Source organism: Arthrobacter sp. LFS091, assembly GCF_047977885.1.
Taxonomy (GTDB): Bacteria; Actinomycetota; Actinomycetes; order Actinomycetales; family Micrococcaceae; genus Arthrobacter.
In genome coordinates, this window is the sequence record NZ_JBFPFP010000002.1 from 381,250 (window position 1) to 405,254 (window position 24,005).

Below are 24,005 nucleotides of genomic sequence, written 5' to 3' on the forward strand. Positions count from 1 at the left end.
AGTCAGCCTTTCGGGATGGAACCGGCGGGGAGATCCGCACCGGCGGAGAGATCGGCGCTGGCAGGAACTGACAATCCGGCCAGCTCTGCCACCCTGCGCAAGTACTGAAGGTTGCCAGCGGTGCGTTCGGTGAGTGGAAGGGCGGTGGAAAAGTCCTCCACCGTGACCCAGTCGTCGTAACCGACGTCGGCCAGTGCTTTGAAGTAGGCAAGCACGCTCCCCTGCCCTTCGGCGAGCGGCGCCCACTCGTTCTGCCATACCGCCGCCCCGGACTCGTCACGTTCCCCGGTCTGTACCCAGCGTGCGTTCTTCACATGGATGTGCGACAGGTAGGGCCCCAACAGTTCAAGGGCCGGCAGCGGAGACTCCCAGCCTTCGATCAGCAGGTTGCCGAGGTCGTGAATGACGCCGACGTGCCGTGGATCCAAGCCTTCCAGGAGGCGACGGGCGGACGAGGCAGATGCGGTCACCGTTCCGTGATGCAGCTCCACAAGTGCCTTGACACCATGGTGTGCTGCACGGCCGGCCACCCATTCGTAGTGTTCCCGTGTGGCCTCGAAGAGCTCCGGGTAGGACACTCCGCTGGGTTCGCCCCCTCCCATGGTGGAGTTACCCAGCGGCAGCACGTTGACCCGGACCTGCCGTGCTCCCAACGCGGCCGTGGCGGCGAGGACGCGCTCCACGCCGTCGTGGTTATCGCAGCGGGCGTAACCGCCCAGGCCGGAGTACTCCAGGCCGGCGTCCGAGGTGATCCGGGCAATCTCCGGCAGCGATTCCTCCAGGCCGGTCATGGGCCATGTGGCCTTGTTTCCGGCCCAGAACCCGGGTTCCGGAGATTCAGCCTGGTCCGTGACCCGCCATTCGATGCCATCCCAGCCCTGTGCCGCCAGTTCAGTGACTGCTTCCTGCGGTGTCCATTCCGGCGTCGAGGCCGTGAAGACGGAGAATTTCATGCGGAGACCTCCTCGAAGTGCCCGTTGCCGGTGCGCACCTCAACGTCGTTGTACTTGCCGGCAACCACGTCCGCAATGAGCACTGGGCGGCCAAGAGTGGCCGAGACGTACAGTGCGCGTACGGTGGCCAATGCCCGCACGGCGTCCTCGACGGTGACCCCTGCCGGCCGGCCGTTGCGGATGGCTTCCACCACGTCCCGGTATTGGCGGATGTGTCCGGCCGGATAGACGGTGGGGTCCAGGTTGGATTGCGGCGCCGCTTCAGCGAATTTTGCGAGTTCCTCCTCGGCCTGGTTGCCCGCGCCAGGCATTCCCATCGGTCCACCCTGGGTCTCTTCCTCGGAGGACGCCGCATGGAAGAACTGGAGGTTGTCGCTGTCAATCACTGCCGAGCCTTTGCTGCCCATGACCTGAAGCCTGACGCTGAGCCCGGGATAGGCGGCGGTGGTGGCATGGAGTACCGCAAGCGCACCGGATTCGAACGTCACCGTGGCCACCGCGGTGTCCTCGACTTCAACGCCGGTGTGTGCCAGCAGGGCCGTCTTGGCGCTGATCTCCACCGGGGTGCCCAGGAACCACAGCAGGAGATCCACTGTGTGCACGCCTTGGTTCATTACGGCCCCGCCACCGTCCATGGCCCAGGTGCCTCGCCAGGCGCCGGAGTCGTAATAGCCCTGGCTGCGATACCAGCTCACCGAGGCGATGGCCGAGGTCAGCCGGCCGAAGCGTCCGGCCCGTCGGGCTTCGTCCACCACGATGCTCGCGGGATCGAAGCGGTGCTGGCTGATGACGCTGGCCACCAGGCCCTTTCCTTCAGCTGCTTTGGCTGCCGCAAGGATCTCGTCGGTACGGTTCAGGTTCACATCCAGCGGCTTTTCGATCACCACATGCTTGCCGGAGTTGAGCACCTCCAGCGCCTGCTCAATGTGAAGTCCGCTGGGGGTCGCAATGATGACAAGATCGACGGCGGCACCTGCGAACGCTTCGTCCAGGCTCCGGAAGGTGGCCGGCCGGGCGGCACCCTGGTCTTCGATGTGCTGGGCCAAGGCGTCCGCGGCTTCTGCGATTTCGTCCACCAAGGCCGTGACCTGCAGGTCCGCGATCGCGGCAACGGACGCAGCGTGCGTGCGCCCGATGGTGCCGCAACCGGCGATGGCGACGTTGATGATGGGGTTGGACGATTCGGTGCTCATTTGGTTTCCACTCCTGCTTCGTTGACGACTTTGGCAAAGGCTCGGGCAGCCATCCCGAAAGCGGTCGGCCCGGAGAAGCCGCCCAATCCATGGGCCCCCGCCAGATGGGGCTCAAGGCTTGCGAAACCTACGAATCCGTCGGCCTTTAGCGCCTCCACCGTGCGGAGCAGGTCGCCGTCGCCCTCACCGGCAGGAACCACGACGGCGTCCGCGAACCGCGCGTCCTTGACCTGCAGGTATTCCAGGTGGGGACGGAGTTTTGCGTAGCCCTCATCGAAAGGCTTCACCCCCACCTGGACGAAGTTGGCCGGATCCCAGGCGACCTTCAAGGCCGGCGAGTTTACGGACTCGATGATGTCCAGGACGCGGTCGGGGGTATCGCCGAAAATGTCTTTCTCGTTCTCGTGGAGAAGGACCACTCCGGACCCTTCGGCGACGTCGGCCAGGGCACGCATCCGCTCAATGACATCGTCCCGGATGCTGTCCACGGCCACTCCTTCCCCGTAGTAGAAGGAAAAGATGCGGATGTAGCGGGAACCAAGAACCTGGGCGGCGTTGACTGCCCGTTGGAGTCGCTCAACCTCGTGTTCCACCGGCAGCGTGACGTCCACTTTGCCGATTGGCGAAGCGATGGCCGAAACACCCATTCCCGCTGCATCGAGCAGTTTCTTGAGTTCGGTCAACTGCCCGGACGTCAGATCCACGATGTTGGTTCCCCACGCACTGCGGACTTCAATGTAGTTCGCTCCCAGGGCCTGGAGCACCGCGATCTGCAGGACCGGGTCGTCGTCGATCTCGTCTCCGAAGCCCGAAAGCGTCCACTGGACTGTTGCTTGACCGGTCATTGCTACTTAACTCCTCCGGCGGTGAGACCGCCCACTAGGTAACGTTGGAAAATCAGGTAGAGAATCACGACGGGCGCCGCACAAACCAACGAAGCCGCCATCATTTGGCCGTAGAGGGGAATGGCTCCACCCTCCTGCGAAGCGCCGAAGATCTGGAGGGCTACCGCTGCCGTCTGGCTTTCGGGGCGGGTCATCACCGAGGCAAAGAGGACATCGTTCCAGCCCAGCAGGAAAGCAAAGATCCCAGAGACCACGATTCCGGGCCAGCTGAGCGGGAGGATGATCCGGACCAGGACGCCAAGGTTGCTGGCACCGTCGATCCTTGCTGCCTCTTCCAGTTCGCGCGGCAGGCCGCGCAGATAGGTGACCATCACCCACGTGGAGAACGGCATGGCGAACGTCAGGTACGTGACAAAGAGGCCCCATTGCGTACCGATCACCTGGATGCCAAGGTAGCTGGCGGCTGAGGAGAAGAGCACGAATACCGGAAGGACCATCAGGGTACCCGGCACCGATTGCAGGGCCAGCAGGCCACGGAGAATAGTGAGCCGCCCGCGGAACTGGTAGCGGACCAGGACATAGGCGATCGACACGGACATGGCTGCCGACACCACCGCAGTAGCCCCCGCTACCAGGACGCTGTTGGCAAGCCCCTTGGCCAGGCCCACGCTGGACCAGATCTTGGTGTAGTTCTCCAGCGAGAAGCTTGACGGCCAGAATTCACCCTTAGCCACGCCGATGTCGGAATTCACCGAGGCCAAAAAGATGTAGGCCACGGGGATGAGCACTATGGCACTTAGCACCGTCAGGATGATCGCCAGCATTGGACCAGGCAAGAGACGGGTTACTTCGTTCTGCCGCTTGGAACCAGGCCGGAACGTGCTTCCCGCCTGGCCGCCGTGGGCCGTGCCGCGCACTGAGGTGGTTGACGCGCTCACTTCTTGCCTCCAGGCGTCTCGGCGTCGTCAAGCTTGACGGCGCGCAGGTAGATGAACAGCGGAATGGCGATCAGCACCAGGGACACGAAGGCCATGGCCGCACTAAGACCGAAGCGGAAGCTCTGGAAGCTGGTGACGTACGTGAGGATCGGAAGCACTTCGACGTCGGACGGGGCCGGTACGCCGAACAGGACGTACGGGAGCGTGAAGTTATTGATGTGGTGCAGCATGCCGATCAGGAATGCCAGCGACAACGGACCCTTGAGGTAGGGGAAGATGACGTACCGCAACTTGTTCCACCACAAGGCGCCGTCCAGGGCCGAGGCCTCATGGACTTCGTGATCCACTGACTGCAGGCCGGAGAGTGCCAGCAGGTAGATGAACGGCCAGGACGCCCAGATCTGGACCAGGATCAGCGTCCAGTACGTTTGCGGTCCGTTGAGCCACAAGCCACCGTCAATGCCGAACACGCCCAGTGCCGAGTTGACGACTCCGTCGGGCTGGAACATGGTCCGCCATACGGTTGCCACCACGAAGGATGGCAGCACGTACGGGATCAGGAAAATCGAGCGCACCAGCGCGCGGCCTTTGAAGGAATTCTGCGTGGCAACAGCCGCTGCGATGCCCAAAGGCAAGGTCACAAGCATCGCGATCAGTGAGTAGCTCACGCTCAGCCACACCGAGTGCAGCAGCGGCGAGTCGGTCAGGGCCTCCACAAAGTTCCCGACGCCGATGAACGGCGCGCTGATCCACTTGCGCAGCGAGTACTGGTCGAGGTTGAGCGTCGACATGTAGATGCCCAGGAACAGCGGCACCACGATGATGACGAACATCAGCAAACCGCCGGGAATCAGCATCCATAGGGGTCGGTTGCGCTCGCTCAGGCCCTTGCGGCGGACGGGTTTCCGGTCACCGCCGGCCGGCTGGAAGGTTCCGGTGCCTGCGGTCGGCGAGTCACCGGCGTCGAGCGCTGGCTTTGTCGGCCCGGACCGGGCCAGCTGCCCGCGGGCAGCCGGACCGGACACGGGTTTCATTTCCCTGAAGGAATCCGTGGACATGGGAGGCCCTGCCTAGGACTTCGCAGCCCGGTCGAGGGAAGCCTGGCCCTTGGACTGGGCGTCCTTCAAGCGTGACTCCAAGGCGCTCTCGTCAACGGACCCCTTGGCGAGGTCCGGGATGGACTGGACCGTGACGTTCAGGAGCCCCAGCTGGATGTCGCCCCATGCGCCAGTGAAGGGAGTTGCCTTCGACTTGCCGGCAGCATCGGCGATCGGCTTCAGCTTCGGATCGGTCAGGGTGGCGAGTGCCTCGGCGTTTGCGGGGAGCTCACCGAAGATTTTCTGATAGTTCAGCTGCTCGTCCTTGGACGTAATCATCTCGATGTAGGCGAACGCCAGGTCCTTCTGCTGGGAGTAGTCCGCGACCACGACGTTGTCGCCGGAAAGGATGCTGGCGGCCTTGTCACCGTCGCCCTTGGGGGAAGACTCGCCCGGGGCTGTCGTGGGCATGAGGGAGTAGGCGTACTTGCCGGCGATGGCGGACTTGTCCAAGGTAGGAATGGAGCTGGAGGTGGTCATCATCAGGTATCCGGCCTTGCCTGAGGCGAAGGCTGCAACGGCGTTGCTGTTGCTCCAGCCGATCGCTGCCGGATCCACCACCTTGTCCTTGGTGAGCCAGCCGAAGTAGGTTTCGTAGGCCTTCTTGACTGTGGGGTCATCCATCTTCAGCTTGTTGCCGTCCACCAGTGGGTTGCCTGCCTGAACGGACATGGCCCAGATGAACTTCCAGGGATCAAAGTTGTCCTTGTACCCGGTGGCCAGGCCGTAGGTTCCGGTCCCGGCGTTGGTCATCTTCTTTGCCTGGTCTGCGAGCTCGTCCCAGGTGGTCGCAGGCTTCTCGATGCCGGCGGCCGCAAGAAGGTCCTTGTTGTACGCCATGACGAACGGACGGCTGACAAACGGGATGCCCGCCTGATGATCGGAGTCCGGGCCTGAAATGCCAAGGGCGGCCGGGTTGAACCGGTCCTTCCCGCCGACCTTCTTCCAGTCGTCATCGGAAAGTGTCACGAAGGCCTTGGTGGCATAGGCGGTGGGCGTGAACGTGGTGCCCAAGCTGTAGACGTCCGGGCCTTGGCCGGAAACAACGGAAGTTTGGATACGGGTCAGTTCATCGTTGGCTGAGGCAAAGGTTTCGAACTTCACTTCGGCGCCGGTCTTGGCCTTGAACTTGGCGGCAATGTCGCTCTGCCACTTCTTTTGCTCTTCCGGGTATTGATTGTTGACACCGGTCAGGACATTCAGTGTCTTGCCTGCTCCGTCGACGGCACCCCCGGAGCTGGCCGACGTGCTGCTGCCGCTCCCCCCACAGGCTGTCAGTGCCAAAGCGACCGTCAAAGCGACGGCGGCAAGTTTGGCTGATGGTGCAAACCTCATTGTTTCCTCCTTGGATACACAGCCCGATAGTGGTCCACGTCACAGGGGCTTTCGGCTTCGAGTCTAGGAGTGTGGCAATGATGCGGCAAGCGGTTGCCAAAAGTTGCCATGAGATGGTGCAATCTTTTTATGGCTGAGACGAACGGGCGGGGATCCGCACCCACAATCAAGGATGTTGCTGCCTTGGCGGGAGTGGCCACATCCACTGTCTCCAGGGCCCTTTCCAATCCGGACCGCGTGAACAGGGCAACGCGTGAACGCATCGAGAAAGTGGCCGCCGAGCTCAACTACGTCCCCAGCTCACAAGCCCGCGGACTCAGCTCCGGCCGAACTAATGCCATCGCACTCCTGGTCCCCGACGTCACCAACCCGTTCTACTTCGACATCATCCGGGGCACCCAAAACCAGCTCAAGGCCGCCGGCTATACGCAGCTTCTGGTGGATACGGAAGAGTCAGCTGAAATGGAAGCAGACACCCTCCAGAAAATGCAGCGGACCGCCGACGGATTCATCCTCGCCGCATCGCGCCTCACCGACGCCCAGATCCTTGAGGCAGCAACGTCACAGGCAATCGTCACCATTAACCGCTCCTCAGCCAACGCCCCCACGGTGGTCATCGACACCCCCGGAGCCGTGGTCCAGGCCCTTGAACACCTCACGTCGCTGGGCCACACCAGGATCTGCTACGTCGGGGGCCCGGCGTCGTCATGGTCAAACGCCAAACGCTGGAAGACTTTTGAGGAGGAAAGCCGCGATCGGGGACTGACGACCTCCCGGGTAGGACCCTTCACCCCCAAAACAACGTCCGGAGCAGCAGCCGCCGACGCCGCAGCGCGAACCGGGGCAACGGCCTGCATCGTCTTCAACGACCTCCTGGCCATCGGCATGCTTCAGCGCCTCCGGGAGCGCGGGATCCGCGTTCCTGAAGACATGAGCATTGTGGGTTGCGACGACATTTTCGGCGCCGACTTCTGCAATCCACCCCTCACCACCATGGCTTCACCCATTGAGCAGGCAGGGCGGGTGGCCGTGTCCATGCTCCTCGCCCAACTGGATCCCCTTCACGCCGGTTCCAGCCGGCGGCTCGCCGTCATGCCCACCCACCTCACCGTCCGCGGTTCCACCGGCCCGGCGCCCGCCAAATAAGCCGAATCACGGCGCAATATGGTTGAGCCTTTGTGACCGGGCTGACTAGTGTGGAACACATGCGCGAACTCCAGGCCAAGATCATTGAGGAAATGGGCGTCCAGCCCCGGATCGATCCTGCGGAGGAGATCCGCAAGAGGGTCGCCTTCCTGAAGGATTACGTGAAAGCCACCGGCACCAAAGGGTTCGTGCTGGGCATCTCCGGGGGCATCGACTCTTCGCTTGCCGGCCGCCTCGCCCAGTTGGCCGTTGAGGAACTGGAAGCCGAGGGCATAGAGGCGAACTTCGTCGCGGTCCGTCTCCCCTACGGCATCCAGCACGATGAAGACGACGCCCAGGCTGCTTTGGATTTCATCAAGGCAAAGACCGAGTGGACCTACAACATCTCCCAAGCCGTGGACGGTTTCGAGGAAGAGTTCGAAAAGACCACCGGTGCGCCCATCTCGGACTTCCACAAGGGCAACACCAAGGCCCGCGCCCGCATGATCGCCCAGTATGCGCTGGCCGGCGAGCACAACTACCTGGTGATCGGAACGGACCACGGCGCTGAGTCCGTGACGGGCTTTTTCACCAAATTCGGCGACGGCGGCGCGGACATCCTGCCGCTGTTCGGCCTGAACAAACGACAGAACCGCGCACTCCTCGCAGAACTCGGTGCTCCGTCCCGCGTCTGGGAAAAGGTGCCCACCGCCGATCTCCTGGACGACAAACCCGGCCGCACCGACGAGGACGAGCTCGGCATCACCTACGACCAGATCGACGATTACCTTGAGGGGCGCGAGGTACCCGAGGCAGTTGCGGAGATCATCGAGCAGAAGTACCTCCGCACGCGCCACAAGCGCACGGTTCCGGTGACCATCTTCGACACCTGGTGGAAGTAACCCACCCTTAGGCAACGCTAGGCGAGGAACCCGCGCAGGAGCGAGGCAGTGCCTTCCAGGTGTTCCAAGGCAGCCCGCTCGGCCGCAGGGGCATCCCCGCGAAGGATGGCATCGGCGATCTCCGTGTGCTGGCGGTTGGCGTGCTCAAGGTTTGTTCCTAGCAGCGGAATCCGGTCCAGCAAGTCGTTGAGCCTGGCCCGGGTTTCCGCCACGGCAGAAACAAGGCTGGCCGATCCGCACATCTCGGCGATGGCGATATGGAAGCGCGAGTCACGGGGCCGATAGCCTGCTGCCGGCGACGCGCAGACCTCGGACAAGCAAAGCTGCAAATGCCTTCTTGCTGCTGCTGAGAGATCCGCCTTGGCCGCCAACCCTGCGGCGGCAGGTTCGATGATGGAGCGGAACAGAAGGACGTCTTCAACCTCGGCAGGGTCCAGGGGCCTTACGTCGGGCTTCGGCTGCACGGTGTCCGTGGAGACATAGGTTCCCCCGTACCTGCCCCGTTGCACCTCGAGATAGCCTGCGCTCTGCAATTCGCCCAAGGCATCACGCAGGGTTGCCCGGGAGACCCCTAGCTGCTCCGCAAGTTCACGCTCCGGTGGGAGTTTTTCGGCCGGGGCAAAAATGCCCAGCTTGATGGTTTGCAGGATGTGCTCGATGGTTTCCTCGAACGCGTTGCCACCCCGGACGGGGCGCAGCATAGAGAACGACGGGCCAAAGGCTTGGTCAGGCACGGCATCTCCTTTCACCGGAAAGCGCATCACCCCCAGGGAGACGCTGCTGCCTTCATGCTACCCACGCCGCCACCCAAAGGTTGTTCCAGAGACCATTGGCGCGGCTAAAGGGCTTTTTTGGGGCACTTTTGCGGGAAAGTGTTGACGTGCGCCACATCACAGTCCAGACTATGAAGCACGCAATGGACTAAAAACAGTCCTTTAGGATTTCAGGATCCTCCCAATTACTTTCCCACAAGCATTCCTCAAACGTAAGGAACACGCATGGAAACAGTGGAACAACCGTCCGGTGGCGAGGACGAGTATTTGCAGCATCGACGCCTCAAACGAGGGGCGGCTGGCTGGGTCCTGCTCGCTGGCTTGGGCGTGGCCTACGTCATCTCCGGCGATTTCGCGGGCTGGAACCTGGGACTCGCCCAAGGAGGGTGGGGTGGTTTGCTGATCGCCTTCGTCCTCATGGCGGTCATGTATACGTGCATGGTCTTTGGCCTTGCCGAACTTTCCTCAACGCTGCCAACTGCGGGTGCCGGCTATGCCTTCGCCCGCCGGGCCCTTGGGCCACTGGGCGGCTTCGCCACCGGGATGGCCGTGCTGATCGAGTACGCGGTGGCCCCTGCAGCGATCGCTACTTTCATAGGAGGCTACGTGGAAGCGTTGGGCCTCTTCGGCCTGACCAACTCCTGGCCGGTCTACCTTGTCACCTACGTCATTTTCATCGGCATCCATATCCGCGGCGTCGGCGAGGCATTGAAGATCATGTTCGGCATCACGGCCGTGGCAGCCGTCGCCCTGGTGGCGGCAGTGATTGGCCTCCTGCCCAAGTTTGATCCTGCCAGACTCTTCGACATCGTCCCTGATGGATCACCGGGCTCCAGCGCTTTCCTCCCCATGGGAGTCAGCGGGATCCTGGCCGCTTTGGTTTACGGAATCTGGTTCTTCCTTGCGGTGGAAGGGGTCCCCCTGGCAGCCGAAGAGACCTCAAACCCGAAGCGGGACATGCCACGCGGCATCATTGTGGCAGTGATCATCCTGGTGGTCTTCGGAGCACTGATGCTGGTCCTCGTCCCGGGCGCTGCAGGATCCCAGGCGATGAGTGGTTCCGACAACCCCCTCCCCGAGGCCCTGCGGATCGCCTACGGCGGAAACACTTTCCTGGCCGACTTTATCAACTACGCCGGATTGGCCGGTCTGGTGGCCAGCTTCTTTTCGATTATCTATGCCTACTCCCGCCAGTTGTTTGCCCTCTCGCGTGCGGGCTACCTGCCCCGCTGGCTCTCCCTGACGGGCTCCCGCCGGACCCCCTATTGGGCCCTCATTGTTCCGGGCACCATCGGGTTCCTGCTTGCGGCGATCACCCACGACGGCGCGCTCCTGATCAACATCGCAGTCTTCGGTGCCACGGTTTCCTACGTACTCCTCAACCTCTCGCACATCGTCCTGCGTAAGAAGGAACCCAACCTTGAGCGCGGCTACCGGACACCGGGCGGCACCGTCACGACGTCGATCGCCCTGGTTCTTTCCGCCGTGGCAGTCGTGGCGACGTTCGTCGTCGACGTCTTTGCCGCCTCCATCACGGCAGCCATTTTCGCTGCCGCCCTTCTCTACTTCTGGCTTTATAGCCGGCACCGGATCGTGGCGGGCGCCCCCGAAGAAGAGTTCGCCCAACTGGCCATGGCCGAAGCCGAACTGAAGTAACAGCCGGGCCAAGTATCAACAATGTCCAACCACACGAACTGCGGAGACACCATGAACGACCAAAACAAAGAACACTTCCCGGACCAGCAGCTCACCGTCGAGCAACTGCGGGAACTCGTAAGCAGCGGCGAGATAGACACAGTCGTCGTCGCCATCACCGACGCCCTCGGCCGGTTGCAGGGCAAGCGATGCGGAGCACGCTCGTTCCTTGAAGACGTCCTGGGGCACGGGGCGGAAGGCTGCAACTACCTCCTGGCAGTCGATGTTGATATGACAACTGTTGACGGGTACGCCATGTCCTCCTGGGAGACCGGCTACGGAGACATGGTGATGATGCCGGACGTCTCCACGCTGCGCCGGGTCCCTTGGCTGGAAGGCACTGCGATGGTGCAGTGCGATGTCCTGTGGACGGACGGCACCCCGGTTGTCGCTTCACCGCGCCAGATCCTGAAGGCGCAGATTGAACGGCTCGAAAAGCTCGGTTACCGGGCCTGCGCCGGGACCGAGCTGGAGTTCATCATGTTCGACGACTCCTACGCCCAGGCCTGGGAGAAGAACTACAGCGGCCTCACTCCGGCCACCCAGTACAACGTGGACTACTCGCTTCTGGCTACGGCCCGCCTGGAGCCTGTGATCCGCTCCATCCGCAACAACATGGAAGCCGCAGGACTGGTTGTGGAGTCGTCCAAGGGCGAGTGCAACCTGGGGCAGCAGGAAATCACCTTCCGCTTCGACCAGGCCCTGGCCGCCTGCGATAAGCACACGTTCTACAAGAACGGCGCCAAGGAGATCGCAGACCAGCACGGCAAGAGCATCACGTTCATGTCCAAGTTCAACGAACGCGAAGGCAACTCCTGCCACATCCACTTCAGCCTCACCGACTTGGAGGGGAACCCGGTCCTGGCGGGCGACGGCGAACACGGCTTCAGCCCCGTCATGGAACGTTTCGTGGCAGGACAGTTGACGGCGCTGCGCGAACTGACGTATTTCCTGGCACCGAACATCAACTCCTATAAGAGGTACGTGGAAGGCAGCTTCGCGCCGACGGCTGTTGCCTGGGGACTCGACAACCGCAGCTGCGCACTGCGCGTAGTGGGACACGGCAAAGGCCTCCGCACCGAAAACAGGATCGGTGGCGGGGACGTGAACCCCTACCTCGCCGTTGCGGCGATGATTGCCGCGGTCATCCACGGCATCGAAAACGACGTTCCGCTGCCTCCCATCACCAGGGGCAACGCGTACGAATCCGACGCCGAGCGCCTGCCGACAACGCTGCGGGACGCCCGCGACCTCCTCGCCGAGAGCAGCATCGCACGGAAGGCATTCGGCGACGACGTCGTGGACCACTACGTCCATGCCGCCACCGTGGAACTCACCGCCTACGACAGCGCCATCACAGACTGGGAGCGGACCCGTGGCTTTGAACGACTCTAAAAACACCGGCCGGACGTACCGGCCCAGGATTGCGCTGACCAGTTACCTCCAAGAGGCTTCCTGGGGCGTTTGGAACACGACGGCGGCCATCCTCCCCGCGACGTACGTGGAGGCAGTCGTTGCCGCCGGAGCTACACCGCTTCTGCTCCCCCCTCTGGGAACCGACCCGTCGGTGCTGGACCTGGTGGATGGACTGATCGTGGTGGGCGGACCCGACGTCGATCCTTCCCTATACGGGCGGGACCCGCATCCCACTACCCGGCCACAACCATTGCGGGATCATCACGACAGCCAGCTCCTGAAGGGAGCGTTGGAGCGCGGCCTGCCGCTGTTCGCCATCTGCCGGGGCGCCCAGCTCCTGAATGTCGTGCTCGGCGGAACGCTGGTCCAGCACATTCCGGACGTCAATCCGGACGCCAACTGCCAACCGGCCCCCGGCGTTTTCGGGGAAGCCAATTTCACGACGATGCAGGGCAGCATCATCCACGATCTCCTGGGTGACTCAGCGACGTCGCCTTGCTACCACCACCAGGCCCTGGACTCTGTTTCCAACGCACTGCACGTGACGGCACGGTCCGGCGACGGCATGGTCCAGGCCGTTGAAACCACCGACGGCAGTTGGGTGTTGGGCGTCCAGTTCCACCCGGAACAGAACCCCGGCGATCTCCGGCTTTTCCAAGGTTTCGTGGAGGCAGCCGCCCATTACCGAGCCGACCACACCGCAACAATGAAAGCGATGTCCCCAGCATGACCTCATCAGTCTTTGACGTGATCAATCCGGCCACCGAAGAAGTCATCCAGACCGTGCCCCTGGCAGGGTTGGCCGAAACAGATGCAGCCATTGCGAAGGCGGCTGCCGCCTACGAATCCTGGCGGGCAGTTGCCCCCGCCGACCGCGCGTTGCTCCTGCGCAGGTTCGCGGCCGCCGTCGACCATGACCTGGAGAACCTCGCCCAGCTGGAAGTCCGCAACGCCGGGCACACCATCGGCAACGCGCGCTGGGAGGCAGGGAACGTCCGCGACGTCCTCAACTATTACGCCGCAGCTCCCGAACGGCACTTCGGCCGGCAGATCCCCGTGGCCGGCGGCGTCAACATGACGTTCCACGAGCCCTTGGGCGTGGTGGGCGTGATTGTCCCGTGGAACTTCCCGATGCCGATTGCCGGGTGGGGCTTCGCTCCCGCCCTGGCAGCGGGCAACACCGTGGTGCTGAAGCCAGCGGAGGTGACACCGTTGACCGCGATCCGGCTGGGAGAGCTGGCCCTCGAGGCGGGGATTCCCGAAGGCGTCTTCCAGGTCCTTCCCGGCAAGGGCTCCGTGGTGGGGCAGCGGTTCGTCACCCACCCAGCCGTGCGCAAGGTGGTTTTCACCGGATCCACCGGGGTTGGCAAGCAGATCATGGCGGGCTGCGCGGACCAAGTGAAGCGGGTGACTCTGGAGCTTGGCGGAAAGAGTGCCAACATCGTTTTCGACGACGCCGACCTTGAACTCGCCGCCGCAGCCGCACCGGGCGGCGCGTTCGACAACGCCGGCCAGGACTGCTGCGCCCGTTCCCGGATCCTGGTCCAGCGCAATGTCTACGACCGCTTCCTGGAACTGTTGGAACCCGAGGTCCTGGGGATGCGCGTAGGCGATCCCGCGGATCCGGCCACCTCCATGGGGCCGCTCATCTCGGCCCAGCAGCTTGGTACGGTTTCAAGCTTCGTGCCCGACGACGCACCGGTCGCCTTCCGAGGGAAGGCGCCCGAAGGCCCCGGCTTCTGGTTCCCGCCCACCGTTCTGACTCCCGCGCTGGACGCGCCCTCTTTCACGGACGAAATCTTTGGCCCGGTAGTCGCCGTCGTGCCGTTCGACGACGAAGCCGACGCCATCAGGATCGCCAACAACACCGAATACGGACTGTCCGGATCGATTTGGACGTCCAAGGTGGATCGCGCACTCAGGGTGGCCCGCGGCGTCGAGTCAGGCAATCTGTCCGTCAATTCACACTCGTCTGTCCGCTATTCCACTCCCTTCGGCGGCTTCAAACAGTCGGGCTTGGGCCGTGAACTGGGCCCCGATGCACTGGACGCCTTCACCGAAGTCAAGAACGTCTTCATCTCCACCCAATCCGCTTAGTCTTTTCCACCGTCACAAAGGAGCAATCATGCAATCTGTAGTTTCCAACCGCCTCGCAGGCCGCAGCGCAGTCATCACCGGAGGTGCCAGCGGGATCGGCCTGGCCACGGCACGCCGGATGGCTGCCGAGGGCGCCAACGTGGTGATTGCGGACATCGAACCAACCTCCGGCATTGCCGCCGCGAGCGAGGTAGGGGGCCTGTTCGTGAAGGTTGATGTCACCAGCGAGGAAGAAGTCCGCAACCTTTACGCGCAGACGAAAGAGACCTACGGCAGCGTCGATATCGCCTTCAACAACGCAGGCATCTCCCCCGCCGACGACGCGTCCATCCTGGACACCGGCATCGACGCTTGGCGCAGGGTCCAGGAAGTGAACCTGACCTCCGTCTATTACTGCTGCAAGTACGCCATCCCCTACATGCAGGAGCAGGGCAAGGGCTCCATCATCAACACGGCCTCGTTCGTGGCGGTCATGGGTGCTGCGACATCCCAGATTTCGTACAGCGCCTCGAAGGGTGGCGTCCTTTCCATGAGCCGTGAACTTGGCGTCGAATTCGCCCGCCAGGGCATTCGCATCAACGCCCTCTGCCCGGGACCGGTCAACACTCCCCTGTTGAAGGAACTCTTCGCGAAGGATCCGGAGAAGGCGGCCCGCCGCTTGGTCCACGTGCCGTTGGGACGCTTCGCCGAGCCTGAGGAACTTGCTGCAGCCGTGGCATTCCTGGCCAGCGACGACGCCTCGTTCATCACGGCCTCCACCTTCCTGGTGGACGGCGGCATCTCGGGGGCCTACGTCACCCCGCTCTCCTGACTTCTGGAGGAACCTCCCTAAACCACGACGGCGGGTGCCGGCTTCCGTACGGAAGTCCGCACCCGCCGTCGTGCTTAAAGCACCCTCTCTCACATCCCACCCCCTTCCCCCAAACGCTCACTCACAAACCCTTGACGTCGCGATAGATACCGATATATCGTTAACTATCGCCGATACTCCTTCGGCGTAACAACAACCGAAAGGACGATGCTGCTATGAAAGGCATCAACGAACACGACAACAATTTCCCGGATCACGGACATGGACACCCTGAGCACGAACACGGCCGGGGCCGCTTCAATCGCGGCAAGGGTCGTCGCGGTCCGGGCGGCCACGGCGGGGGTGGATTCGGTCCCGGCGGCTTCGTCCCAGGATTCGGCCCAGGTGGTTTCGGACCCGGCTTCGGCCCCAGGGGTTTCGGCCCCGGCGGCTCCCGCCGGGCCAACCGAGGCGACGTCCGCGCGGCTATCCTCTCCCTGCTGGCAGAGGCGCCGTCCAATGGATACGGGCTGATCAAGACCATCGCCGAGAAAACATCCGGAGCCTGGCGCCCCAGCCCGGGTTCGGTCTACCCTACGCTGCAGCAGCTGGTCGATGAGGAACTGATCGTCGCCGTCGGCGAAGGCCGGCGCACCGAATTCACGCTCACTGACGACGGCAAGGCCTACGTCGCCGAGCATGAGGAGGAACTCGCCAACGCCTGGAACACCGAGGCCGATGGAACCGGTGCCGCATTCCACCAAAGCGTCGGAAAGCTCATGGGCGTCATCCACCAGTTCCGGGCAGCGGCCACCGACGAACAGCGCCAGGCTGCAATCGAAAAGCTGGACGAAACCCGCAGGGCGCTCTACCTGATCCTGGCTGACTAGTGATCGCCACAGTCCCCTTGACCTTGACGTAGCGTCAACCTCTACTGTCGAAGAACAAGGCTAGGACGGAGGACTGATGGACTGGTCAATCCAGGAAATCGCAAAGATCGCAGGCACCACCAGCCGCGCGTTGCGTCACTACGACGACATTGGGCTGCTGAAACCAAGCCGGACCGGCCATAACGGCTATCGCTACTATGACGGTCCGGCCTTGGTTCAGCTGCAGCGCATCCTCCTGCTACGGGAGCTGGGTCTCGGCCTGCCGGCGATCGCCGAAGTGCTCCACCGCGAGACGGACACCGTCAAAGCGTTGAGCAGCCACCTGGAATGGCTCGCCCGCGAGCAGGACCGGCTTACCCGGCAGATCGCGTCCGTCCGGCAAACCATCGACACGTTGAAAGGGGATGGAAAGTACATGGCACAGGACATGTTTGACGGCTTCGACCACACTCAGTACAAGGACGAGGTGGAGGAGCGTTGGGGCAAGGACGCCTACGCGGGCGGTGATTCGTGGTGGCGCAGCATGAGCCCCGACGAGAAGCAGCAGTGGAAGGATCGCCTGCAGAAGTTGAGCGCCGACTGGATTGCTGCTGCCGAATCCGGCGTTTCTCCCGGGAGCGCCGAGGCGCAGGACCTCGCCCGACGCCACGTTGAGTGGCTGCGCGGCATGCCGGGAACCCCGACGGCGGCACCCGGCGGAGACGTCAAAGGTTACGTCACGGGACTCGGCGAATTGTACGTGGCGGATCCTCGCTTCGGCGCCAACTATGGCGGGGAGGCAGGGGCGACGTTTGTCAGGGATGCCCTGCGGGTTTACGCGGAAGAGAACCTGTAGACGATCGGGATGCGCCGACATGAGTTAGGCAATAGTCTGGCCGAATGGGTACAAGCACCGCTAAAACCGGCGAACAGGCTGACAGACAGACGCGCATCCTGGAAGCGGCCTTGGAACTGCTGTCCCGCCACGGCATTTCCGGCATCAATATGAGGGCGGTCGCGCGTGAAGCCGGCGTGGCTCTGGGACTGGTGAATTACTACTACGAAGACAAGTCGAGCCTGATCAGGGCGGTGCTGCACCAGATCGAAGAGCACGACCTCCTGCTGGTGGAGCCGGCCCCCACGTCAACCCCGGATGAGCAACTCCGGGAATCACTCCGGCGGGTCGCAGACCCCGGGCTCCTCACCACGCCATATTTGTCACTCCGCCTCCACCTGTGGGCCCTGGCCCAGGCGCACGAGGACTTCGCGCAGATCAACGCCGCGGCCTTTGACAGGTATCTCCAAGGGCTTGCGGCATTGATCGGCAACGCCGTTCCCGGGCTTTCCGTGGATGAATGCAAGGACCGGGCGTCCGACATCGTCGTCGTGCAAAACGGCATGTGGCTCACCTCCCTGCTGGGCATAGACAAGGCAGCCATCGAGCGGGGGATCGCGCGCACGGAAGAGATTGCATTCGCCCCTGGCAGCTAAAGACCCTTAACGGTCCTGGCTACTTTCGTCGCCCCAGCGAGCCAAGGCGTCGATCGCTTCGCTAAGGGCGCGTCCGCGATCGGTCAATGCGTAAGCGCGGGTGTTGTGCCGAAGCGGCAGCCGGACCAGGACCCGGGCGGCCTCGAGCTCCCGCAAGCGGGTAGCCAGCATGTTGGTTGGCACTCCCAGGTCGCGTTGCAGGTCACCGTAGCGCTGTGGCCCCTCGAGGAGGCGTTCCACAATGAGCAGCGCCCACCGTGCTCCGACAATGTCGAGGGCAGCGGCGAGGTTGCTCACGCCGTGGGATCTGCATCCGGCTTCATCCAAAACGGCGAGTAGTGGTAGCCGTCGGGGTCGTCGAATTGGCGTTGGTACATGAAGGGGTAGTCGTCGGTGTCACCGATCCGCCCACCGGCAGCTGCGGCGCGCTCAATGATCTGGTCCACCGCCTTCCGGCTGTCCATGTCGAAGGAAACGGTGACTTTGGAGGGGGTTTCGGGTCCACCGATGATGTCCTCGGTTCCCCCAACGCTCGCGTACATCTCGCGGCTGCCGAGCATGACGTACTGCTCCGGCGCGATCTCGAAGCAGGACACATTGTGGTCGGACATCTTGGTGTTGAGGGTCCAACCGAGAGCGGTGTAGAAGGCGGTGGTGCGTTCGACGTTGTCGACGGGGCAGGTGATGAAAAGGCTCATGCGGCCCATACTTGCAAAATGCAAGTAACCCGTCAACCCCCACCGGGAACCGGATACCCGGACTACTCCACCGTCACCATTACCGACGGCCAGCCCGAGGCTCCATCGGGCACCGGATCGGCGCGCTTTTCCGTCTGGGTTTCACCGGTTCCGTCTGTGGCACGTGCTTTGACGTAGTGGATGCCGGGTGTGGCATCCCATTCGTAGGACCACTGACGCCAAGTCACCGTGGAGGCTTCGGTGGAGAGGGTTGCCTCCACCCATTCGCCGTCGTCGATCTGCACTTCCACCTTGGTGATGCCGCGCGTCTGGGCCCAGGCGGTACCACCCACAGCCACCTTGCCTGGCGGGAACTTCGCGAAGGACTTCGGTACGTCCACACGTGCCATGGTCTTGATGGGCCCACGTTCCGACCATCCGCGCTCAGTCCAGTAAGCCTTGCTGTCCGCGAAGCGGGTGACTTCCAGATCCACCACCCATTTGGTCGCGGAAACGAATCCATACAGGCCCGGGACCACCATGCGTACGGGGTATCCGTGTTCCACCGGCAGGGGCTCACCGTTCATGCCGATGGCCAGCATGGCGTCGCGGTCATCCTGCAGGACATCCAGCGGAGTGGAGGCGCTAAAACCGTCAATGGACTTTGAGAGCACCATGTCCGCGCCCTCCTTCGGCTTGGCCCTTTTCAGGACTTCGCGAATGGGGAAGCCCAACCACTTGGCGTTGCCGGCCAGCTTGCCACCCACAGGGTTGGAGACGCAGGTCAGGGTGACGTGGGATTCGATCAGGTCCGCGTCCAGCAGGTCCTGGAAAGTCAGGGTGACCTCCTGTTCCACCATTCCATGCACCCGGAGTGACCAATCTTTGACGTTGATCTCCGGGACACTCAGGGCCGTGTCAATGCGGTAGAACTCGTTGTTCGGCGTCAGCCAGGGAAAGACTCCCGGAACCGGAGACTGGACCCCGGCGGGCACGGCGGCGGCGGCCTTGACCGGCGCCGGGAGGCGAAGGGCGTCCCGGGCCTGCGCAACATTGTTGCGCGCGGCGCTCAGAAGCCTGCCACCGGTTGCCGCTATTCCTGCCGCGACTGCGGCAACCCCTGCCGCAGCGAAGAAGCGACGGCGGCTGGCGCCGGCGCCCCCAACCCGGCTATCGGCGTCGGCCGCTATGTCAGAAGGAGCTTCCGGCCACGCCTTCAGCCCCCACAGCGGCACCATGAGCCGACGCAGGACGATAAGGCCGGCGATCGTTCCCAGGACGGAAGGGATGGCATCGACGGGCCCCACACCTGCGCGGGTCACGACGGAAGCCACTATTACCGTCCCCATGAACAGCACACCCAGGACCCCGAGGGCCCACTTCCGGTAGGCCACTATGCCCAGGACGCAGGCCAGCAGGGCGATCGTCAGGCCCATGCCTACGAACAGGGCGGCCTTGTCGTTGGTGCCGAACGTAGCGATCGCGAAGTCCTTCATCCACGGGGGCGTGAAGTCGATGAACGTGGAGCCAAGGGCGAACACCGGCGTTGCCCTGGCGGTGAAGAAGGCGCCGATCAGCTCCGCAACGGCGAGTACGACGGCGGCCGACACCACGCCTGCCAGCGCGGCCATGGTTTGGGGGCCTTTATTCCGGAGTCCGAGCTTTTTCATGACAGTGGTTCGTAGCGGGCGGGAGCGGGGATGGGTGACCTGAATGGTCAGTTAATCCAATTGATAGATATCTACTTTCGAAGACCAACGCTTGGCCCGGCACCTTCAGTAGTAAAGGATCATGATGAAGACCAGAAGTTCATCCCGAAAGACATTAGTTGCGGTAGCCGCAGCCATTCTTGTCACCACAGCCCTGGGTAGCTGTGCGTCCGCCGCACCCACCCCCACCGAGGCAGCCGCCCCGAGCTCTATGCCATCACAGAGCCCCGACCGCAGCGACACAGCAGCCTCCCCCCAGGCGGAGGCGACTGCCGGCGACTCTGGCTCCGGCCTCGGCTCGGGCTCCGGGGGAAAGCTCGACCCGGCCACTGAAAATCTCACCTGGGACAACGGCAACAGAATCCTGGGGGATGAAAACGGTGGACACACTCCCGACATTGCCAGTTCCCTGACGGATCCCAGCGCCGGTTGGCAGGCCGACTACAGCCGCATGGCTACGGACGGGATGATGACCTTCACCTCCGATAACACGCGATGCAAAGTGCGAACGCTCCAGGTGCGCAACCAACCCTCCGAACTGGTGCCCGGTGACGACAGGGCATCAACCCTGAAGGTTCTCGCCATCCTCATCCCCGGCAAGAAGGACCTGGCCGCAAACGTCAAGGATGCGAGCCTGGGCTACGGCATGGCGGGCAATCGTGGAGTGGACATGCTGTCGCTGACCTACACATCGGGCGACTCCTACGGCTATACCGCAGTACGAACCTTCAGCAAGCCGGCGGTCACTGTCAAGGTCGAAGCACTTTGCCCTACACTCGAGACCCTCAAATCCACCCTTCCCGAAATCAGCAACAACATCAGCATCAACGCATACTGAAGTCTCACTTTGAACAGATGTTCATATTTTCCTTGAACAGGTGTTCAAGATGCATTAGCCTGCTCCGTATGACCCAAGCCACATTTTCCGATTCCGCCTCCACCCTCTTCATCAACGGCCGGTGGGAGCCGGCAGCGTCCGGCACGGTGCGCGAGATCCATAATCCGGCCGACGGCGAACTGGTCGCCACGGTGTCCGAAGCCGGCCGCGAAGATGCCGAGCGCGCCATCGCCGCAGCCCGGGCTGCCTTCGACTCCGGCGTCTGGTCCTCCGTCCCTGCTCCCGAACGGGGAGCGTTCCTGCTCAAGGTCGCCGCAGAACTGCGCGAACGCCGCGAGAAGTTCGCCCGCGCCGAATCGCTGGACACCGGCAAGCGCATCGTCGAAAGCCGCATCGACATGGATGACATCGCCGCCTGCTTCGAATATTTCGGACGCCTGGCCGGGCAGTCGGCGGGCCGGGTGGTCGATGCTGGGAACCCCGCCGTCGTCAGCAGAATCGTCTACGAACCTGTTGGAGTGTGCGGCCTGATCACGCCGTGGAACTACCCGCTGCTGCAGGCCGCCTGGAAGATCGCTCCTGCGCTGGCCGCCGGCTGCACATTCGTCCTGAAGCCCGCCGAGCTGACCCCGTCCACCGCAATCCTCACCATGCAGTTGCTGAAGGACCTGGGCCTGCCGGACGGCGTCGCCAACCTGCTGACCGGCCCGGGAGTAAAAGCGGGCGCACCCCTTTCTGAGCACCCCGACATTGACCTGGTCTCCTTCACCGGTGGCCTGGAAACCGGCAAGCGCATTGCCGCGGCCGCAGCCGGCACCGTGAAGAAGGTGGCGCTGGAACTCGGCGGCAAGAACCCCAACGTCGTCTTCGCCGACGCTGACTTCGACGCCGCCGTCGACAATGCGCTGAACGGTGCCTTTGTGCACTCAGGCCAGGTCTGCTCCGCCGGGGCGCGGCTGGTGGTGGAGGAATCCATCGCCGAGCGCTTCGTCGATGAGCTGGTCCGGAAGGCCAATGCCATCCGCCTTGGCGGACCGTTCGACGAGTCCGCCGAAACCGGACCCCTGATCTCCGCGGCCCACCGCGAGAAAGTGGACGCTTACGTCAAGCGCGGCGTGGCCGAAGGTGCGCGGCTGCGGTGCGGCGGCGCGGCCCCTGAAGGCGAACAGTTCGACGCCGGTTTCTACTATCAGCCCACCGTCCTGGACCGCGTAACCAGGGGAATGTCCGTTGTAATCGACGAAGCTTTTGGACCGGTAGTAACAGTGGAAACCTTCCGCACCGAGGACGAAGCCGTGGCCACCGCCAACGACACCATCTACGGGTTGGCAGGTGCAGTCTGGACCCAGGATGCCGGCAAGGCCCAGCGCGTAGCGGGCCGCCTGCGGCACGGCACGATCTGGATCAACGACTACCACCCTTACCTTCCGCAGGCCGAATGGGGCGGCTTCGGCCAGTCCGGCGTGGGCCGCGAGCTGGGTCCCACGGGGCTCGCCGAATACCAGGAAGCCAAGCACATCTACCAGAACACCAGCCCCCAGGTGACCGGCTGGTTCGCAGACCACGGCAAGGAGAACTAGATGCACGTCGACAACATAGAGAGCCTGGGCAACCGCGGGTTCGATTACGTCGTCATCGGCGGAGGATCTGCCGGAGCTGCCGTCGCCGCCCGGTTGAGCGAGGACCCCTCCGTCACCGTGGCCCTGGTGGAAGCCGGCCCGGATGACCGCAACATCCCCGAGATCCTGCAGCTGGACCGCTGGATGGAACTGCTGGAATCCGGCTACGACTGGGACTACCCGATCGAACCCCAGGAGAACGGCAACTCCTTCATGCGCCATGCCCGCGCCAAGGTCATGGGGGGCTGCTCCAGCCACAACTCCTGCATCGCTTTCTGGGCTCCCCGCGAGGACCTGGACGAATGGGAGTCAAAGTACGGAGCAACCGGCTGGAATGCTGCTGCCGCCTGGCCTTTGTACCAGCGCCTGGAAAGCAACGAAGACGCCGGACCGGAAGCACCACACCACGGCAACAACGGCCCGGTCCACTTGATGAACGTTCCTCCGAGCGATCCCGCCGGGGTGGCGCTTCTGGATGCCTGCGAGCAGACGGGCATTCCCCGCGCGAAGTTCAATGACGGCAACACTGTGATCAACGGCGCCAACTTCTTCCAGATCAACCGCCGCTCTGACGGGACCCGCTCCTCCAGCTCGGTCTCCTACATCCACCCCATCGTCGATCGTGAAAACTTCACGCTGCTGACCGGCCTGCGGGCCCGCCAGCTGGTGTTCGACGCGGACAAGCGCTGCACCGGCGTCGATGTGGTCGACTCCGCTTTCGGCCGGACGCACAGGCTGGACGCGCGACGCGAAGTCATCCTGTCCACCGGTGCCATTGATTCCCCCAAGCTGCTCATGCTCTCCGGCATCGGCCCGGCAGAACACCTGGCCGCGCATGGCATCGAGGTCCTGGTGGATTCCCCCGGCGTGGGCGAGCACCTGCAGGACCATCCGGAAGGCGTGGTGCAGTATGAGGCCAAGCAGCCCATGGTGCAGACCTCCACGCAGTGGTGGGAGATCGGCATTTTCACACCCACGGAGGAGGGCCTGGACCGCCCCGATCTGATGATGCACTACGGTTCCGTGCCCTTCGACATGAACACCCTGCGCTATGGCTACCCCACCACGGAGAACGGTTTCAGCCTGACTCCCAATGTCACCCATGCACGTTCGCGCGGAACGGTCAGGCTGCGTAGCCGGGATTTCCGAGACAAGCCCATGGTGGACCCCCGCTACTTCACCGATCCGGAGGGCCACGACATGCGCGTCATGGTGGCCGGCATCCGCAAGGCCCGGGAAATCGCGGCGCAACCGGCCATGGCTGAGTGGACCGGACGTGAGCTCTCCCCCGGTGTCGAGGCACAGACGGACGAGGAACTCCAGGACTACATCCGCAAAACCCACAACACCGTCTACCACCCTGTCGGTACCGTCCGGATGGGACCGGTGGAGGACAGGATGTCACCCTTGGATCCTGAACTGCGGGTCAAGGGCGTTACTGGGCTGCGCGTGGCCGACGCCTCCGTCATGCCCGAACACGTCACCGTCAACCCGAACATCACTGTCATGATGATCGGCGAGCGCTGTGCCGATCTCATTAAGTCAGACCTCATCAACGACAACCGGACGGAGGAACCCACGACGGCGGAAGCCGACTTCAGCTTTTCTGTCGCCTGAACAGGCGCCCTGCTTTAAGACCCACG

Annotated in this window: 23 protein-coding genes; 13 read left to right on the forward strand and 10 right to left on the reverse strand. The window is 63.3% G+C overall.

Annotated features, from left to right (window positions below; all coding sequences use genetic code 11):
- Positions 1 to 2 precede the first annotated feature (2 nt).
- Genes ACNQOP_RS04520 through ACNQOP_RS04545 form a run of 6 tightly spaced genes read right to left on the reverse strand, consistent with a single transcriptional unit; the run spans position 3 to position 6,361 of the window.
- Positions 3 to 953, reverse strand: coding sequence for a sugar phosphate isomerase/epimerase family protein (locus ACNQOP_RS04520; protein ID WP_416403473.1), 951 nt, complete (start codon positions 951 to 953; stop codon positions 3 to 5).
- Positions 950 to 2,146 (reverse strand): Gfo/Idh/MocA family protein, encoded by a 1,197-nt coding sequence (locus tag ACNQOP_RS04525; protein WP_284985219.1) that lies wholly within the window; start codon positions 2,144 to 2,146, stop codon positions 950 to 952. Before ACNQOP_RS04525 ends, ACNQOP_RS04520 begins: the two co-directional genes overlap by 4 nt.
- The gene (locus ACNQOP_RS04530) at positions 2,143 to 2,991 is read right to left on the reverse strand and encodes a sugar phosphate isomerase/epimerase family protein (RefSeq protein ID WP_416403474.1); all 849 of its coding nucleotides are present in this window, start codon (positions 2,989 to 2,991) and stop codon (positions 2,143 to 2,145) included. The genes ACNQOP_RS04525 and ACNQOP_RS04530 overlap by 4 nt, the downstream gene beginning before the upstream one ends.
- Positions 2,992 to 2,993: 2 nt before the next feature.
- Complete coding sequence (locus ACNQOP_RS04535; RefSeq protein WP_416403475.1) at positions 2,994 to 3,929, reverse strand: carbohydrate ABC transporter permease; 936 nt, start codon at positions 3,927 to 3,929, stop codon at positions 2,994 to 2,996.
- Positions 3,926 to 4,987 carry a carbohydrate ABC transporter permease gene (locus ACNQOP_RS04540; RefSeq protein ID WP_416403476.1) on the reverse strand — a complete coding sequence of 354 codons (1,062 nt, stop codon included), beginning with the start codon at positions 4,985 to 4,987 and terminating at the stop codon, positions 3,926 to 3,928. The genes ACNQOP_RS04535 and ACNQOP_RS04540 overlap by 4 nt, the downstream gene beginning before the upstream one ends.
- A 12-nt stretch (positions 4,988 to 4,999) precedes the next feature.
- Positions 5,000 to 6,361 carry an ABC transporter substrate-binding protein gene (locus ACNQOP_RS04545; RefSeq protein ID WP_416403477.1) on the reverse strand — a complete coding sequence of 454 codons (1,362 nt, stop codon included), beginning with the start codon at positions 6,359 to 6,361 and terminating at the stop codon, positions 5,000 to 5,002.
- 129 nt (positions 6,362 to 6,490) lie between these two features.
- On the opposite strand from ACNQOP_RS04545, the gene ACNQOP_RS04550 reads away from it, so the two are divergent.
- Together ACNQOP_RS04550 and nadE are read left to right on the forward strand one after the other, a co-directional pair.
- Positions 6,491 to 7,507 (forward strand): LacI family DNA-binding transcriptional regulator, encoded by a 1,017-nt coding sequence (locus ACNQOP_RS04550; protein ID WP_416403478.1) that lies wholly within the window; start codon positions 6,491 to 6,493, stop codon positions 7,505 to 7,507.
- A gap of 59 nt (positions 7,508 to 7,566) precedes the next feature.
- On the forward strand, positions 7,567 to 8,388 hold the full coding sequence (gene nadE, locus ACNQOP_RS04555; RefSeq protein WP_416403479.1) for an ammonia-dependent NAD(+) synthetase: 822 nt from the start codon (positions 7,567 to 7,569) through the stop codon (positions 8,386 to 8,388).
- A gap of 17 nt (positions 8,389 to 8,405) precedes the next feature.
- Here nadE and ACNQOP_RS04560 read toward each other — a convergent pair whose 3' ends face one another.
- Positions 8,406 to 9,122, reverse strand: coding sequence for a FadR/GntR family transcriptional regulator (locus tag ACNQOP_RS04560; RefSeq protein WP_416403480.1), 717 nt, complete (start codon positions 9,120 to 9,122; stop codon positions 8,406 to 8,408).
- A 264-nt stretch (positions 9,123 to 9,386) separates the two neighbouring features.
- Here ACNQOP_RS04560 and eat point away from each other — a divergent pair, with 264 nt between their 5' ends.
- The 8 genes from eat to ACNQOP_RS04600 all read left to right on the forward strand — a co-directional run bounded on the left by eat (position 9,387) and on the right by ACNQOP_RS04600 (position 17,519).
- A complete protein-coding gene (gene eat / locus ACNQOP_RS04565; RefSeq protein WP_416403481.1) occupies positions 9,387 to 10,817 on the forward strand; it encodes an ethanolamine permease in 1,431 nt (476 codons plus the stop codon).
- A gap of 51 nt (positions 10,818 to 10,868) precedes the next feature.
- The gene (locus tag ACNQOP_RS04570) at positions 10,869 to 12,251 is read left to right on the forward strand and encodes a glutamine synthetase family protein (protein ID WP_416403482.1); all 1,383 of its coding nucleotides are present in this window, start codon (positions 10,869 to 10,871) and stop codon (positions 12,249 to 12,251) included.
- Positions 12,232 to 13,002, forward strand: a complete 771-nt coding sequence (locus ACNQOP_RS04575; RefSeq protein ID WP_416403483.1) for a gamma-glutamyl-gamma-aminobutyrate hydrolase family protein — start codon at positions 12,232 to 12,234, stop codon at positions 13,000 to 13,002. The genes ACNQOP_RS04570 and ACNQOP_RS04575 overlap by 20 nt, the downstream gene beginning before the upstream one ends.
- Positions 12,999 to 14,369, forward strand: coding sequence for an aldehyde dehydrogenase family protein (locus tag ACNQOP_RS04580; RefSeq protein ID WP_416403484.1), 1,371 nt, complete (start codon positions 12,999 to 13,001; stop codon positions 14,367 to 14,369). The genes ACNQOP_RS04575 and ACNQOP_RS04580 overlap by 4 nt, the downstream gene beginning before the upstream one ends.
- Positions 14,370 to 14,397: 28 nt before the next feature.
- Positions 14,398 to 15,180 (forward strand): 3-oxoacyl-ACP reductase, encoded by a 783-nt coding sequence (locus ACNQOP_RS04585; protein ID WP_216922177.1) that lies wholly within the window; start codon positions 14,398 to 14,400, stop codon positions 15,178 to 15,180.
- A gap of 215 nt (positions 15,181 to 15,395) precedes the next feature.
- Positions 15,396 to 16,049 carry a PadR family transcriptional regulator gene (locus tag ACNQOP_RS04590; protein WP_416403485.1) on the forward strand — a complete coding sequence of 218 codons (654 nt, stop codon included), beginning with the start codon at positions 15,396 to 15,398 and terminating at the stop codon, positions 16,047 to 16,049.
- Positions 16,050 to 16,125: 76 nt separating this feature from the next.
- Positions 16,126 to 16,884 carry a MerR family transcriptional regulator gene (locus tag ACNQOP_RS04595; protein ID WP_416403486.1) on the forward strand — a complete coding sequence of 253 codons (759 nt, stop codon included), beginning with the start codon at positions 16,126 to 16,128 and terminating at the stop codon, positions 16,882 to 16,884.
- A gap of 44 nt (positions 16,885 to 16,928) precedes the next feature.
- Positions 16,929 to 17,519 carry a TetR/AcrR family transcriptional regulator gene (locus ACNQOP_RS04600; RefSeq protein WP_235521376.1) on the forward strand — a complete coding sequence of 197 codons (591 nt, stop codon included), beginning with the start codon at positions 16,929 to 16,931 and terminating at the stop codon, positions 17,517 to 17,519.
- A 6-nt stretch (positions 17,520 to 17,525) separates the two neighbouring features.
- On the opposite strand, the gene ACNQOP_RS04605 is transcribed toward ACNQOP_RS04600, so the two are convergent.
- From ACNQOP_RS04605 to ACNQOP_RS04615, 3 genes are all read right to left on the reverse strand, one after another.
- Entirely contained in the window at positions 17,526 to 17,816 is a 291-nt protein-coding gene (locus ACNQOP_RS04605; RefSeq protein WP_349471047.1) for a helix-turn-helix domain-containing protein, read from the reverse strand.
- Entirely contained in the window at positions 17,813 to 18,217 is a 405-nt protein-coding gene (locus ACNQOP_RS04610; protein ID WP_416403487.1) for a VOC family protein, read from the reverse strand. Before ACNQOP_RS04610 ends, ACNQOP_RS04605 begins: the two co-directional genes overlap by 4 nt.
- Before the next feature lie 62 nt (positions 18,218 to 18,279).
- Positions 18,280 to 19,866 (reverse strand): molybdopterin-dependent oxidoreductase, encoded by a 1,587-nt coding sequence (locus tag ACNQOP_RS04615; protein WP_284985209.1) that lies wholly within the window; start codon positions 19,864 to 19,866, stop codon positions 18,280 to 18,282.
- 121 nt (positions 19,867 to 19,987) lie between these two features.
- Here ACNQOP_RS04615 and ACNQOP_RS04620 point away from each other — a divergent pair, with 121 nt between their 5' ends.
- The 3 genes from ACNQOP_RS04620 (at position 19,988) to ACNQOP_RS04630 (ending at position 23,979) form a co-directional block, all read left to right on the forward strand.
- A complete protein-coding gene (locus ACNQOP_RS04620) occupies positions 19,988 to 20,743 on the forward strand; it encodes a hypothetical protein (RefSeq protein WP_416403488.1) in 756 nt (251 codons plus the stop codon).
- 68 nt (positions 20,744 to 20,811) lie between these two features.
- On the forward strand, positions 20,812 to 22,323 hold the full coding sequence (locus tag ACNQOP_RS04625; RefSeq protein WP_416403489.1) for an aldehyde dehydrogenase family protein: 1,512 nt from the start codon (positions 20,812 to 20,814) through the stop codon (positions 22,321 to 22,323).
- Complete coding sequence (locus ACNQOP_RS04630; RefSeq protein ID WP_416403490.1) at positions 22,324 to 23,979, forward strand: GMC family oxidoreductase; 1,656 nt, start codon at positions 22,324 to 22,326, stop codon at positions 23,977 to 23,979.
- Positions 23,980 to 24,005 lie beyond the last annotated feature (26 nt).

What these genes read in the sequence shown, in the direction of transcription:
- eat (WP_416403481.1), top strand. Translation starts at nt 9,387, where the DNA reads ATGGAAACAGTGGAACAACCGTCCGGTGGCGAGGACGAGTATTTGCAG.
- ACNQOP_RS04600 (WP_235521376.1), top strand. Translation starts at nt 16,929, where the DNA reads ATGGGTACAAGCACCGCTAAAACCGGCGAACAGGCTGACAGACAGACG.
- ACNQOP_RS04625 (WP_416403489.1), top strand. Translation starts at nt 20,812, where the DNA reads ATGACCCAAGCCACATTTTCCGATTCCGCCTCCACCCTCTTCATCAAC.
- ACNQOP_RS04580 (WP_416403484.1), top strand. Translation starts at nt 12,999, where the DNA reads ATGACCTCATCAGTCTTTGACGTGATCAATCCGGCCACCGAAGAAGTC.
- nadE (WP_416403479.1), top strand. Translation starts at nt 7,567, where the DNA reads ATGCGCGAACTCCAGGCCAAGATCATTGAGGAAATGGGCGTCCAGCCC.
- ACNQOP_RS04530 (WP_416403474.1), bottom strand. Translation starts at nt 2,991, where the DNA reads ATGACCGGTCAAGCAACAGTCCAGTGGACGCTTTCGGGCTTCGGAGAC.
- ACNQOP_RS04595 (WP_416403486.1), top strand. Translation starts at nt 16,126, where the DNA reads ATGGACTGGTCAATCCAGGAAATCGCAAAGATCGCAGGCACCACCAGC.
- ACNQOP_RS04520 (WP_416403473.1), bottom strand. Translation starts at nt 953, where the DNA reads ATGAAATTCTCCGTCTTCACGGCCTCGACGCCGGAATGGACACCGCAG.
- ACNQOP_RS04525 (WP_284985219.1), bottom strand. Translation starts at nt 2,146, where the DNA reads ATGAGCACCGAATCGTCCAACCCCATCATCAACGTCGCCATCGCCGGT.
- ACNQOP_RS04615 (WP_284985209.1), bottom strand. Translation starts at nt 19,866, where the DNA reads ATGAAAAAGCTCGGACTCCGGAATAAAGGCCCCCAAACCATGGCCGCG.
- ACNQOP_RS04590 (WP_416403485.1), top strand. Translation starts at nt 15,396, where the DNA reads ATGAAAGGCATCAACGAACACGACAACAATTTCCCGGATCACGGACAT.
- ACNQOP_RS04570 (WP_416403482.1), top strand. Translation starts at nt 10,869, where the DNA reads ATGAACGACCAAAACAAAGAACACTTCCCGGACCAGCAGCTCACCGTC.
- ACNQOP_RS04540 (WP_416403476.1), bottom strand. Translation starts at nt 4,987, where the DNA reads ATGTCCACGGATTCCTTCAGGGAAATGAAACCCGTGTCCGGTCCGGCT.
- ACNQOP_RS04610 (WP_416403487.1), bottom strand. Translation starts at nt 18,217, where the DNA reads ATGAGCCTTTTCATCACCTGCCCCGTCGACAACGTCGAACGCACCACC.
- ACNQOP_RS04585 (WP_216922177.1), top strand. Translation starts at nt 14,398, where the DNA reads ATGCAATCTGTAGTTTCCAACCGCCTCGCAGGCCGCAGCGCAGTCATC.
- ACNQOP_RS04550 (WP_416403478.1), top strand. Translation starts at nt 6,491, where the DNA reads ATGGCTGAGACGAACGGGCGGGGATCCGCACCCACAATCAAGGATGTT.
- ACNQOP_RS04620 (WP_416403488.1), top strand. Translation starts at nt 19,988, where the DNA reads ATGATGAAGACCAGAAGTTCATCCCGAAAGACATTAGTTGCGGTAGCC.
- ACNQOP_RS04545 (WP_416403477.1), bottom strand. Translation starts at nt 6,361, where the DNA reads ATGAGGTTTGCACCATCAGCCAAACTTGCCGCCGTCGCTTTGACGGTC.
- ACNQOP_RS04630 (WP_416403490.1), top strand. Translation starts at nt 22,324, where the DNA reads ATGCACGTCGACAACATAGAGAGCCTGGGCAACCGCGGGTTCGATTAC.